Source organism: Pseudoalteromonas sp. 78C3 (assembly GCF_002836695.1).
Lineage (GTDB): Bacteria > Pseudomonadota > Gammaproteobacteria > Enterobacterales > Alteromonadaceae > Pseudoalteromonas > Pseudoalteromonas arctica.
In genome coordinates, this window is record NZ_PJAV01000080.1 from 1 (window position 1) to 13,481 (window position 13,481).

Below are 13,481 nucleotides of genomic sequence, written 5' to 3' on the forward strand. Positions count from 1 at the left end.
TCTCGCGCCGCGATTAAATAGCCCCTAGTTTGAACAAATTTTAATCCGTAAAGATCAACAGACCCTAATTTACTGAACTTTAATTTTATCGATTAATATACTACTCAAGTAAAACTGCATCATAGGTGTTAATGCACTTACTTCTGTTCTGTTACATGGACCGCTAAGTTTGGTGAGGCTAGATAGTTTTGACAATGTTTTGTACTGAGGGATTTGAATATCTTTGCCAAGTCTTTCAATACGGGCCTCGTCAGTGTTTTGCTGATGAATAAAAGCGACAACCTCAAGCTCATTTGTGATTTTTTGCTCTTCGGTGAAATTGTAAATTAGTGGTTCACGATGAAAACTTGCGCTGTCGATTGAAGATTTAGCAAACCAAACAACATCACCCGATGACTTGTGCGTGAGACGCATACTAACTTGTGCAAATATTGCAGCGCACTGCTGTGTTGGGTATTGCTGGGCAACATTTGAATATAAAGTAAATGGCTTCTCTGGTTGCTTTATTGCGTACTTAGTATCGTCTGTGAAAGTTAAATCGAGTTGCTGAATAGTCAGTGTGTAGTCACTGTTATTTTTAGTTGTTACTTTTAGTTGTTTATCGTTCAGTGCTTGGCTAATTTGCGATAGAAGTTTATCGGTTACGCTTGCCTTATCGGTAATGATTTTTACTGTTTGGTTTCTAACTACTTTATGTGCAGGAAGTTGAACCGATTTAACTTTTGGAGATGAGTGCTCTGTAGTGTACTCAAGTTGATAGGTCTGACTTTTTAATGTTGGCTTTAATGGCATAGCCAGTGGTTCGGCCGGTTGCTTTGTAATAGCACAACCAGTTGTTAATAAAATAAAAAGTGACACAACTAAAAAACGCATAAGTACTAAACACTCGCTTAAAACCAAATAATCGTCGTATTGTACGTTAGTCCAAACAAAACTTCATGATATTATCTGCGCAGATGTAGTTAAAAAGATAAAATTTATAAAAAATGAAGTATCTCAACTCTTTATTGTATTGCCTATCTGCTTTGTGTTTGCTGTTTAGTTCTGTGGGTTTTGCAGCAAAAGCGGATCCTGATTGGGATGCATTTGTAAAAAAGTACGGCCGTTACGCACAAAAAAAATTAAAAAGTAAAGGTATACCCGGTGCAGCGCTTTCGATTGTAAATATAAACAATTCAGATTACATCCACACCATGGGCGTAACTAAATCACGAAATGGACAAAAAGTTAATAAGCATACTCGGTTTAGACTCGCGTCTGTTTCGAAGACATTTGCAGGCTCGTTATCAGCTAAATTGGCTGCTAACGGCCTACTGGAATTAGATAAGCCTGTTAGCGAATACATAACTGATTTTAAAGGGACTGTTTATCAAGATGATTTAAAGGTGTTTCATCTTTTAAGCCATTCAAGTGGATTAGTTCCTAATGCATACGACAATTTAATTGAATCTCGTATGGATTACCCAGGTATTGTTGAAAAGCTGCTTAGCGTCAAACCAATTTGCAAACCCGGCGAATGTTATGGCTATCAAAACGTTATGTTTAGTCTTATAGGCGATGTGATATTACAAAGCACCGAAAAAAGTTACGGACAGTGGTTACGAGAAGCTATTTTTGAGCCATTAAAAATGAGTGATGCGAGCTTAGGTTTTGAACAAATGGTGCATGACAATAATTATGCTCTACCTCATGTGCGGGGTAAAAAGCGCTGGTATAGCGCTAAGCTTAAAAAAAATTATTATAAAGTGGGACCTGCAGCGGGTGTGAACGCTAGCGCAAGTGATATGGCTATTTGGTTAAGAGCGCAGCTGGGCCAATATCCTGATATTTTGTCATTGGATACTCTAGCAAAACAAACACGCCCTTATACACATACAAAAAAAGAAATGCATCGCAGGGTGTGGAAAAAACACCTTAATGAAGCTTATTATGGGTTAGGTTGGCGCGTTTATAACTATGCTGATGAAACACTTTACTATCATAGTGGCTGGGTGCAAGGTTATAGAAGTGATGTGGTTGTATTTCCTCACTTAAATATTGGTTTTAGCTTAATAGTTAATGCTGAAACCGGCGTAATCAATGAGCTAACGACTGAATTTATCGACAGGCTATTAGAATACAAACGAGGTAAAAAAATATGAATAATAAAATAATATTATCAATCACTTTTTTAGTCATGTCATTCAATTGTAGTTTAGTGTTTGCAGCACCTGATGAGATATATTTGTTTCGTCATAGCGAAAAGTTAACGGGTAAAAATCCAGCGCTCTCAGAGGTGGGAAAGGCACGTGCAAATAATTTAGTTACTTTTTTCAAAGAGTATCAAAATATACATATTTTCAGCAGCAACTATAAACGCACGTTACAAACAGCGGCCCCTTTGCAGGCATATTTTAATACCGACGTAAATGTGTATAACGCAGGTGAGCTAAGTGATTTAAAAAATGAGTTACTAAAACTAAAAGGTGTAGTTGTTGTTATTGGGCACAGTAATACAACACCGCAACTAGCCGAGCTACTTTCGAATGAAAAAGTGCCAGCAATGAGTGAAACACAATTTACTCAGTACTTTATATTGAATAAGAAGCCCAGTAGTAATGGTAGTGAATATGATGTAACCCATCATAAAATGAGTTTTTGATTTAAAACGTTAAATAATAAAAAACCAGCATTAAGCTGGTTTTTTCAATTTAAACGCACTAAATCCTTTAACAGGAATAATTAGTTACGCGGTAAATGTATTTTTTTCTCAACGCTTTGACGATAAAGCACAATAGTGTGACCTATCGTTTGTAGCTTAGTCGCACCAGTTTCACGTACGATTGCTTCAAAAATTAGTGCTTTTGTTTCACGATCGTCAGTTGGAACTTTAACTTTGATTAATTCGTGAATTTCTAATGCACTTTGAATTTCTACTACTACGCCTTCGGTTAAACCGTTAGAACCTAGTAAAACTACAGGCTTAAGGCTATGTGCCTGACCTTTTAAAAACTGCTTTTGTTTGTTTGATAATGTCATGTTTATACAAATTTTGCTGAATATGGCTTGAATTAAGGGTATTCTAACGCCATCTAGAGAATATTACTAATTAGTTGCGTGTTAATTTATGACAAATAAAAAACAGTCAGCCAGTTCACAGCGATGGCTGAAAGAACATTTTGATGATAAATATGTTCAAGAAGCGCAAAAAAAAGGCTGGCGTTCCCGAGCGGTTTTTAAATTAGATGAAGTACAAAATAGAGATAAAATACTTCGTCCAGGTATGACAGTTGTTGATTTAGGGGCGGCTCCAGGAAGTTGGTCTCAATATTTGGCTGAAAAAGTAGGTGACAAAGGCCAAGTGATCGCGTGTGATATATTACCGATGGATTCACTTGCGGGTGTTGACTTCTTACAAGGTGACTTTCGTGAGGAGGCTGTATTAAATGCGTTGTTAAAACGTATTGATGGTAAAAATGTTGATGTGGTACTCTCTGACATGGCACCAAATATGAGTGGCAATAACTCAGTAGATCAAGCGGGTAGTATGTATTTGGTAGAACTTGCGCTGGATATGTGTAGTCAAGTACTAAAGAAAAATGGCGCATTTATTGTTAAAGTTTTCCAAGGAGAAGGCTTTGATCAATACTTGCAAGATGTACGTAATAGTTTTAAAGCAGTGAAAATACGCAAACCTGATGCCTCACGTGCCCGTTCTCGGGAAGTATATATAGTAGCGACTGGATACAAACTGTAGTACAGTTGCTTGGCGTTTAGTTGAATTTAAATTAATTGGATACAAGAGGTTAACCCCTTGAGCGATATGGCGAAAAATTTAATACTATGGCTGGTGATTGCAGTTGTGCTGATGTCAGTCTTTCAGAGCTTTAATGGCGGCGAGCAAGTTGATCGTCAAACAAGTTACACTCAATTTGTAAAAGATGTCCGCAGTGGCTCTTTACAAGAAGTTATTATCGACCGCGGTACAGGAAATATTACTGGTACTAAGAGCAGTGGTGAGCGTTTTCAAACAACGATGCCAATGTACGATGAAGACTTAATAAATGATTTACTTAAAAATGATGTAAATGTGAAGGGTGTACAACCTGAAGAACAATCATTCTTAGCGAGTATATTTATTTCTTGGTTCCCGATGATACTGCTTATAGGTGTATGGATATTCTTCATGCGTCAAATGCAAGGCGGCGGCGGTAAAGGCGCTATGTCATTTGGTAAGAGTAAAGCTCGCTTAATGAGTGAAGATCAAATTAAAACAACGTTTGCTGATGTTGCAGGTTGTGATGAAGCGAAAGAAGATGTTACTGAGCTGGTAGACTTTTTAAGAGATCCTTCTAAGTTTCAAAAACTTGGCGGTAGTATTCCTAAAGGTGTACTAATGGTTGGTCCTCCAGGTACCGGTAAAACGTTACTTGCGAAGGCTGTTGCTGGTGAAGCTAAAGTGCCATTTTTTACAATTTCTGGTTCAGATTTTGTTGAAATGTTTGTCGGTGTTGGTGCGTCACGTGTACGTGACATGTTTGAGCAAGCTAAAAAAGCGGCGCCTTGTATTATCTTTATAGATGAGATTGACGCTGTTGGTCGTAAACGTGGTGCTGGTATGGGCGGCGGTAACGACGAACGTGAGCAAACACTTAACCAAATGCTAGTAGAAATGGATGGTTTTGGTGGTAACGAAGGTATTATCGTTATTGCAGCAACTAACCGACCAGATGTATTAGACCCGGCATTACTTCGTCCAGGTCGTTTTGACCGTCAAGTTGAAGTAGGTTTACCTGATATTCGTGGTCGTGAGCAAATACTTAAAGTACACATGCGTAAAGTGCCATTAGGCGATAATGTAGAAGCGGCTCTTATAGCACGTGGTACTCCAGGTTTCTCTGGCGCGGATTTAGCAAACTTAGTAAACGAAGCTGCACTTTATGCAGCGCGTGGTAATAAACGTGTTGTAAGTATGGCTGAATTTGACGCTGCTAAAGATAAAATCATGATGGGCGCAGAACGCAAGACCATGGTGATGAGCGAGCAAGAAAAAGCAATGACAGCGTACCATGAAGCTGGCCATGCAATTGTTGGTCGTATGGTGCCAGAACATGATCCAGTTTATAAAGTATCTATTATTCCACGTGGCCGTGCGCTGGGTGTAACAATGTACTTGCCTGAGCAAGATCGTGTTAGCCATTCAAAAGAGCTTTTAGAATCAATGATTTCTAGCCTTTATGGTGGCCGTATTGCTGAAGCGCTTATTTACGGCGCAGATAAAGTAACAACGGGTGCAAGTAATGACATTGAACGAGCTACAGATATAGCGCGTAAAATGGTTACACATTGGGGTTTAAGTGAAAAACTAGGCCCGTTACTTTACGCTGAAGATCAGAACGAAATGTATATGGGTGGTGGCGGTAGTCGTTCATCTAGCATGTCGGACGACACGGCAAAAGTAATTGATGCAGAGGTTCGATTACTTTCAGATCGTAACTATCAAAGAGCAGAAGAAATATTAAAAGAAAATATTGATATTCTTCACTCAATGAAAGATGCGTTAATGAAATACGAAACTATTGATGCTAAACAAATTGATGATTTAATGGCACGCCAACCAGTACGTGAACCGCGTGATGCACATGACCGTCATGAAGCTAAACCGGTAAAAGCGGAAGAACCTCAAGAACCAGTTGCTGATGAAAGTCAAAAGACTGATGATTCATCAAAAAAAGATGAAACAAACCTTGATGACAAAGCTGAATAATCGTTAAAATAGTAATGAAAGCCCCGAACTTCGGGGCTTTTTTTGTATCAGCTATTTAGAAAAAGAATAAAGGTTGGCAATGACTAACATATTAAAGCTTCCGAGAGGGCGTACGCTTAATCTTGAAAAGCCCGTTATTATGGGAATATTGAATGTAACGCCGGATTCATTTTCTGATGGTGGGCAGTTTTTAGATCCCAAAATAGCGCTAAAACGCGCAATGCAATTATTAGATGACGGTGCGACAATTTTAGATATAGGGGGAGAATCTACTCGCCCTGGCGCGCCAGATGTTAGCTTAGAAGATGAACTTGCTCGAGTAATCCCCGCTATTAAAGCGATACGTCAGCACAGTGATTGCGTTATTTCAATTGATACCAGTAAAGCACAGGTAATGGAGCAAGCAATACTTGCAGGGGCAGACATAGTCAATGATGTTAGGGCTTTACAAGAACTAGACGCCTTAGAAACGGTTGCGCAGTATGAAGATGTAGCAATTTGTTTAATGCATATGCAAGGAAAGCCCCGCAGCATGCAATCGGCACCTCATTACGATAATTTGTTTGCAGATATAAATCTGTTTTTTAGTGAACGTATTAAAGCATGTGAAACAGCTGGGATTAAGTTTGAACGACTTATTCTAGACCCAGGTTTTGGATTTGGAAAAACGCTTAGCCATAATTATCAAATATTGGCTGGGTTTGATGATTTTAATAAATTAGGTTTGCCATTATTGGCCGGATTATCTCGTAAATCGATGATAGGTAATTTATTAAACAGAGATACAAATGAACGGTTAGCGGGCAGCTTAGCGGGTGCGTTAATCGCAGCGCAAAATGGCGCAAAAATTATTCGTGTACATGACGTAAAAGAAACCGCAGATGTACTTGGTGTATATCAAGCCTGCGAACAAGGAATTTCCCAATGAAAGAAAGAAAATATTTTGGCACCGATGGCGTGCGTGGACTTGTAGGCGCTGCTCCAATAAACCCTGAATTTGCAATGAAGCTAGGCTGGGCTGCTGGGCGTGTATTATCGCAAAGTGGTACTAAAAAAGTAATTATTGGTAAAGATACGCGTATTTCGGGCTATATGCTTGAAACCGCACTTGAGGCTGGTTTAATTGCTGCTGGTATTGATGTTGTATTATTGGGTCCTATGCCGACACCGGCCGTTGCTTATTTAGCGCAAACATTTCGTGCTGAGGCAGGTATTGTAATTAGTGCCTCACATAATCCGTATTACGATAACGGTATTAAGTTTTTCAATGGTCAAGGCTTAAAGCTTGATGATGCAGTAGAGCTTGAAATTGAAGCGATGCTTGATGAGCAAATGACATGTGTTGCTTCAGATAAATTAGGCAAAGCATCGCGTTTAGTCAGTGCGGATGGCCGCTATATAGAGTTTTGTAAGAGCCAGTTCCCGCAAGGCCTGTCTTTAGAAGGTCTTAAAATTGTTGTCGATTGCGCAAATGGCGCTACTTATCATATTGCACCTTCTGTTATGCGTGAACTTGGCGCAGAAGTAATAACACATGCGTGTGAGCCTAACGGCGTTAATATCAACCATGAATGTGGCGCTACTCACGTAGATACTCTTAAACGTAAAGTGCTCGAACTTAAAGCCGACGTAGGTATTGCATACGATGGTGATGGTGACCGCGTGATGATGGTTGATCATAATGGCCGTGTTTTTGATGGTGATGATCTGGTTTATATTATTGCTTGCCAAGCAGCTCAAGATGATAATTTGGGTGGTGGTGTAGTTGGTACTGTTATGTCAAACATGGGCCTTGAAAACGCTTTAAAAGCAAAAGGTATCGAGTTTGCTCGCAGTAAAGTAGGGGACCGCTATGTTATGGAATTACTACAGCAAAAAGGCTGGAAAATTGGCGGTGAAAGCTCAGGGCATGTACTAAACCTAGATTTAATTAGTACGGGTGATGGTATTATTTCAAGCTTACAAGTACTTGCTGCTATGGTTGCACAAAATCGCACATTGCAAGACCTAGGTGCTGGTTTTACCAAGTATCCAATGAAGATGATTAACGTGCGTTATACAGCTGGAACTGACCCGACAAAAGCACCAGAAGTGCTTTCAGCTGTAGCAGAAGTAGAGCTTGCTTTAGGCGATAAAGGCCGTGTTTTACTGCGCAAATCAGGCACTGAACCTGTGGTTCGTGTTATGGTTGAAGCCGAGCAAGAAAAGATTGTAATAGACAGCGCTCAAAAAATTGCAGCTGTTGTAGAATCTATGAGCAAACAAACTGATTAATAACAATAATCTCTTGTAACTTTGGGCGAGAAAAGTTAATATCTCGCCCGCTTTCTAATGTGGAGTGGATAATGGCAATACGCAAGGCGATGGTCGCAGGCAACTGGAAAATGAATGGCTCTTTAGAGTTAGTTAAACAAATGTCTGACGCTATTAACGATGTAAAATCACAAGAGATGGACATTGTTTTATTTCCTCCATTCCCACTTGTACCAGCAATGGTAGCTAGCGGTGTTTCTACAGGAGCTCAAACTGTTTCTGAAAATACACCTGGCGCATTTACTGGTGAAGTTGATGCGCAGCTTATAAAAGATTTAGGTGCAACTTACGTACTCGTTGGTCATTCTGAACGCCGCAGTATTTATAACGAAAGTAATGCAACAGTCGCTGAAAAGTTTGCTAGAGCACAGCAAGTTGGGTTAACACCAATATTATGTGTAGGCGAGAGCGAAAGTGAGCAAGAAAACGGCCAAACCGAACAAGTAGTTGCTGCACAAATTGATGCAGTAATAGAGAAATTAGGTGTAGCAGCACTGAAAGATTCTGTGATAGCATACGAGCCCGTTTGGGCCATAGGCACAGGTAAGACTGCATCGCCAGAGCAGGCACAAACTGTTCATAAATTTATCCGTGACAAAATTGCATCACTTGATAGCAATTTAGCACAAGGGCTTACCATCTTATATGGTGGTAGCGTTAATGAAAAAAATAGCGAATTATTATTTGCACAAACAGATATAGATGGCGGCTTAATTGGCGGCGCAAGTCTAAAAGCAGAATCTTTTACTGCAATCTGTAACAGTGCAAAAGGGACTGTATAAGATGTACGAAATTTTATTAGTAGTTTATTTAGTTGTGGCTTTGGCTCTAGTTGGAATGGTTTTAATTCAACAAGGTAAAGGCGCAGATATGGGTTCTTCATTTGGCGCTGGTGCATCAGGCACAGTTTTTGGTTCGTCAGGTGCAGGTAACTTTATGACAAAAACAACCACAAGCTTAGCAACGGTATTTTTTGTATTAAGCATTGTGTTAGGAAACCTAACTGCTGGTCAAATTAAAAAGACTGACGAATGGGAAAACCTAGAAGCAGCTCCAGCAGTAGAAACAGTAGTTCCTGTTGAAGAAGATGTTCCAGTAACATCTACTAAAGAGCAAAGCTCTGACGTACCAAACTAATTTAGCGTAAAGTTATCGTTAAACGATTTATAGTCCTCAAATAAATCACATGTTTAACAATTAAGCGAAAGCTTAAAAAATGCGGATGTGGTGGAATTGGTAGACACGCCACCTTGAGGGGGTGGTGCTTTAGGGCATGGGGGTTCAAGTCCCCCCATCCGCACCAAATTTAGAAACCAGTAGCAGTGATGTTACTGGTTTTTTTGTATCTGTAATTTATTGTGATTGTTTTTTGGACAGTGTGTGGTTGTTGTTAAATAATCCTTCTATTTGTTAGAAAAAACTAGAAATATTACAAATTTAGCTCACACTTATAGATATCACGCCGATAATAAATATAGACAATAAAATAAGGTAGCACAGTATGGCTTCAGGCTTCTCTTTTCAAAACCTAAGCATAACAAAAAAAATACATGCAATAACATGCATTGCGGTAGTGGCTTTTATAGTGATCGTATTGATAAACTATTTAGCTATGAATGATAATAAGGTTTCTCTCGATGAAATGAGTAACTCATCGTATAAAGTTGTAAAAATAACGTCGCAAAACGTAGGGCTTTTAGAAAAACTTGATGAACTTTATACCCAAGCGGTTACGTTTGGTGAGCAAGACCTTATCGTTAAAGCAGACGAGGTATATCAAACTTTAGAGTCTAATATTACCTTAATAACGCAGCTTAATAACTCCTACATTAATAACGATATTATTAATGAGTTGTCAGATTATGAAAAAATATCCTCAAGTATTGCTACAGGTATGGTTAACGGTACTGCTGATTTTAGTAAGATTCAGCAACAAGCGCAGCTAAAAACAAGTTTATATGGATCTGTTTTAGAAAGTTTTAAAGGCGCTCAACAAAAAGCGGATAATCGTTTTTTTGAACTGGTTGCCAACACTAAAGCGCGCTCTGATGAAGCATTAACTCTAATGTTAGCTGTATCCATTATTTCATTAATTTTATTATTGTTTATGGCTATTTGGATTGCTAAGAATATAGGTTCATCTGCGAGTGATGCAGCTAACAACCTTAGTTTATTAGCAAGCGGCAATGGTTCTTTAAGCACACAGCTATCTGTTAACTCAGAAGACGAAATTGGCCAAGTCTCTATTAATTTTAACGCATTTATTTCCTTACTAAGAGAAACAGTTCTTGAAGTTATTGCTGTATGTGAGCCTTTAATGGAAAACTCAACACGACTAGTTCAAGGTATGGAACAAGCTGAGCGTGCTACAACAAAGCAAACCACTGATGCTGAAATTGTTAAGCAATCTATGGAAGAAATGAAGCAGAGTGTTGGTGATATATCAGAATCTGCAGCTAACGCTTCTCACGCTGCTGAAACGGCCGAGAAAGAAGTTGAACAAAGTCGTACACAAGTACAGATGTCAGTTACCGCTTCTCGTACGCTCAGCGATGAAATTAATCGAGCTGCAGGGACTATTAATAAGCTTGCGGACGATACAAAAAATGTATCGCAGATTTTGAATGTAATTACGTCTATTGCAGATCAGACAAACTTACTTGCTCTTAATGCTGCTATTGAAGCTGCACGAGCAGGTGAACATGGAAGAGGCTTTGCTGTAGTGGCAGATGAGGTTCGTGAACTGGCTTCTCGCACTGCACATTCTACTAATGAAATACGTGAACTATTGGGATCATTAACGACTGCCGCAAATGAATCTGTAGCTGCTATGACTTCAGCACGTGATATGGCAACAGATAATGCTACAGCCGCAGAAAAAACAGGTATTTCAATAGAGAAAATCGCAGAGCAAATGTTAGAAATTAATGGTATGAATTCGCAAATAGCAGCAGCAACTGAAGAACAAACATCCGTTGCAGCTATGGTAGTAGATAATGTGTCAAATATGCATGTATCGTTCGAAGATACTATGGACTCATTACTTGCTGTACGCGACGTAGCCAAAAACCTACATTACCTATCTGATAACCTATTAGATGCAACCGCTAAGTTTAGAATCGAGTAAAGCTTAGTACTGAGCCAGTATAAAAATCTACCCTAGGGTTGATGCCAGTTAGTTAACCGCTGACTGGCTTTTTTGTTTGGATAATTGGTTTGACATACCTAGTATATGTCCACTCTCGCTTTATTAGTAATATGTGATGCTCTACTTTAGCTTACTATTGCTCTATTTATTTAGGGATGCTCCCTGAGATCTCAATAAACATAGTCTGAATTAAGTTAATAATATTAATTGCACACGTCGTAACACTCAGTTGACAGAAGTCTTCTGAATTGGGTGCGTAGCTATTGGCTAGAGAAAGTGTTGTAGTGGGTTGCAAAAAAAGGCCTCTGAATAAATTCAGAAGCCTTCATAAAGGAACCCGAAGGCCGGTTTATCGATTAGTTAAATATTTCTCAACCTATCTGTATTAACCTCTGGGTGGTTTTTTATATCAATTTCACTGCTAAAAGGTCGCAATAACTTTTACTTTATCGGTCACTTTAGCGCTATCAACATAGCCAATTGCATTTCCATTAGCTGCAACAAAATCAATAACAGCTTGGTCAGATGTTAGTTTTTCAGGCGGGGTACCTTTACCTGTAAATACAAGCTTTGACCAATATGCATTTAACTGACTGCTAGACTTACCCACTACTTTGTCGTTAAATTCATCAGCTACAGATGTACCGTCTTGATTTATAGGATTAACTTTATCGCCATTACTAAATGACTTACTTTTTCCCAGATAAATCTTTTTTATTGTGTCAGCATCTACAGAGCTAGCATTGCTTGGATTAATAATCACAGCAACTTCTGCAAATACATTAATTGAGCACAATGAAAGTGCACTTACTAAAATTAATTTTTTCATCATAAGCTCCAATTAAAAGACAAGATCTACACCAACAGCTACAACATCCGTCTCTGTATCAGTTATGTCATCTTCAAAACGACTAAAGTCGATCTTGAAAGCAGCGGAAGGATGAAAATCATAACGCGTACCAATTGTATACACATTACTTTGTGATTTAACTCCATCTAATGCGCTGTTTAGAGCACTATTTAGTGAAGGGATAGCTTGGATTTGATTGTAACGAGAGGACTCATGCTCATCGTCATTATCTTCATAAGTGAAGTGTACAATTACGTCATCCATTCTGTAACCAACAGAAGCATAATACTGAGTCTGTTTAGCTAAAAGGCTATTGTCAACTTCAAATTGAGTATACTCGGCATCAAATAACACATTGTTATAATCAATTGAAAAACCAATGCCAATAAACGTACCGTCGTCTTCATTAATATCAAGATCATCTGCTTGTGCTGTTAACCCGCTTTGACGCAATACGTTTTCAAGTTCATTTATTTGAGCACCAACTATATCGTCAGTATCATTCTGACCAAGTGCTATTGATGTGTCTGCGATTAAATAAGCAGCACGTGCACTAAACCAGTCATAAGATAGCGTCCAATTGATACCGGCGATATCAGTTAATTCAGCTTTATCATGGTAAGTGACGGCTTCAATTTCACCATCGAAGCTACCATAAATGACTTGTACTGTAGAATCCCAGTCACCAAGTTGCGAATTATAAAGTAAGCTTAACCCTTCGTAAGTAGAAAAAGGGATGCTGTATACTGACTCTGGTGGACGCACCCAACGGTATGCATAACCTACATCAATAAAGTCAGAATAACGGTAAAAAGGCACTCGCATTTTACCAGCGCTTAATTGAAACTCATCATTAAATTCATAAGTTAAGTAAGCCCACTCAAATTCTGCATCAAAATCATTATTACCACGAGCTACAATTTGTGCTGTCGCACTTAATTTTTCTTGTAAGTCAGTAGATAACTGCAGTGCAAACACACTTTCATTTTTAAACGAAATGTCATCATCATAGCCATAGCGGCCGCGATCATCTTCCAGACTTTTACCACCGACAATTGATGCAAAACCATTAATTCTTACCTCAGCACTAGCATAGCTAGATGCTAAAACTGCACATACAGCCACTGCTACAGATAGCTTTTTCATATGTTGTTCCTATTTGTTATTTACATGTTGATTTCTTTATTAGTATAAGTGCATAACGAGTATTTATCTAATAAACAGAATGGTTTAAAGTTTTTATTTAATTTTTAGTCAATATTATTTTGTTTTTTAAATTAATCAGGTGCGAATGTTTGTGTTTAAAAATGTTTAGTACTGGGGTTGGATATAAAGCATACGATTGGTGATTCTTGTTTATAACGTCTTAATGTAACTTACAAGCCGTAAGTATTGCATTTACTACCATATAGATTTGTTAACAT

13 protein-coding genes and 1 tRNA gene are annotated in these 13,481 nt (G+C 38.6%); 10 read left to right on the plus strand and 4 right to left on the minus strand.

The features are described 5' to 3' along the window. Positions 1-69: 69 nt before the first annotated feature. Complete coding sequence (locus tag CXF76_RS01570; protein ID WP_024606927.1) at positions 70-873, minus strand: hypothetical protein; 804 nt, start codon at positions 871-873, stop codon at positions 70-72. Between the two features lie 113 nt (positions 874-986). Here CXF76_RS01570 and CXF76_RS01575 point away from each other — a divergent pair, with 113 nt between their 5' ends. Further along, complete coding sequence (locus CXF76_RS01575) at positions 987-2,141, plus strand: serine hydrolase domain-containing protein (protein WP_101162891.1); 1,155 nt, start codon at positions 987-989, stop codon at positions 2,139-2,141. Then, on the plus strand, positions 2,138-2,641 hold the full coding sequence (locus tag CXF76_RS01580; protein WP_101162892.1) for a SixA phosphatase family protein: 504 nt from the start codon (positions 2,138-2,140) through the stop codon (positions 2,639-2,641). Before CXF76_RS01575 ends, CXF76_RS01580 begins: the two co-directional genes overlap by 4 nt. A gap of 80 nt (positions 2,642-2,721) precedes the next feature. Here CXF76_RS01580 and yhbY read toward each other — a convergent pair whose 3' ends face one another. Continuing rightward, complete coding sequence (yhbY, locus tag CXF76_RS01585) at positions 2,722-3,018, minus strand: ribosome assembly RNA-binding protein YhbY (RefSeq protein WP_002963153.1); 297 nt, start codon at positions 3,016-3,018, stop codon at positions 2,722-2,724. Between the two features lie 88 nt (positions 3,019-3,106). Between yhbY and rlmE the strand changes: the two genes are divergently transcribed. The 8 genes from rlmE to CXF76_RS01625 all read left to right on the plus strand — a co-directional run bounded on the left by rlmE (position 3,107) and on the right by CXF76_RS01625 (position 11,186). After that, positions 3,107-3,736 (plus strand): 23S rRNA (uridine(2552)-2'-O)-methyltransferase RlmE, encoded by a 630-nt coding sequence (gene rlmE / locus CXF76_RS01590; RefSeq protein WP_007586629.1) that lies wholly within the window; start codon positions 3,107-3,109, stop codon positions 3,734-3,736. A gap of 66 nt (positions 3,737-3,802) precedes the next feature. Then, positions 3,803-5,746, plus strand: coding sequence for an ATP-dependent zinc metalloprotease FtsH (gene ftsH, locus CXF76_RS01595; RefSeq protein ID WP_032827068.1), 1,944 nt, complete (start codon positions 3,803-3,805; stop codon positions 5,744-5,746). A 79-nt stretch (positions 5,747-5,825) separates the two neighbouring features. After that, positions 5,826-6,674, plus strand: a complete 849-nt coding sequence (gene folP, locus CXF76_RS01600; protein ID WP_101162893.1) for a dihydropteroate synthase — start codon at positions 5,826-5,828, stop codon at positions 6,672-6,674. Next, positions 6,671-8,020 (plus strand): phosphoglucosamine mutase, encoded by a 1,350-nt coding sequence (gene glmM, locus CXF76_RS01605; protein ID WP_007586638.1) that lies wholly within the window; start codon positions 6,671-6,673, stop codon positions 8,018-8,020. Before folP ends, glmM begins: the two co-directional genes overlap by 4 nt. Before the next feature lie 71 nt (positions 8,021-8,091). Then, positions 8,092-8,841: a triose-phosphate isomerase gene (gene tpiA / locus CXF76_RS01610; RefSeq protein WP_007586641.1), complete on the plus strand. Its 750-nt coding sequence runs from the start codon at positions 8,092-8,094 to the stop codon at positions 8,839-8,841. 1 nt (position 8,842) lies between these two features. Continuing rightward, a complete protein-coding gene (gene secG, locus CXF76_RS01615) occupies positions 8,843-9,196 on the plus strand; it encodes a preprotein translocase subunit SecG (RefSeq protein ID WP_002962769.1) in 354 nt (117 codons plus the stop codon). A gap of 81 nt (positions 9,197-9,277) precedes the next feature. Continuing rightward, positions 9,278-9,362: transfer RNA gene (locus CXF76_RS01620), tRNA-Leu, on the plus strand. Between the two features lie 198 nt (positions 9,363-9,560). Next, positions 9,561-11,186 carry a methyl-accepting chemotaxis protein gene (locus CXF76_RS01625; protein WP_024590962.1) on the plus strand — a complete coding sequence of 542 codons (1,626 nt, stop codon included), beginning with the start codon at positions 9,561-9,563 and terminating at the stop codon, positions 11,184-11,186. Between the two features lie 442 nt (positions 11,187-11,628). Here CXF76_RS01625 and CXF76_RS01630 read toward each other — a convergent pair whose 3' ends face one another. Beyond that, on the minus strand, positions 11,629-12,036 hold the full coding sequence (locus CXF76_RS01630; protein ID WP_024590963.1) for a phosphate ABC transporter substrate-binding protein: 408 nt from the start codon (positions 12,034-12,036) through the stop codon (positions 11,629-11,631). A 12-nt stretch (positions 12,037-12,048) separates the two neighbouring features. Further along, a complete protein-coding gene (locus CXF76_RS01635) occupies positions 12,049-13,203 on the minus strand; it encodes a porin (RefSeq protein WP_024590964.1) in 1,155 nt (384 codons plus the stop codon). Positions 13,204-13,481 lie beyond the last annotated feature (278 nt).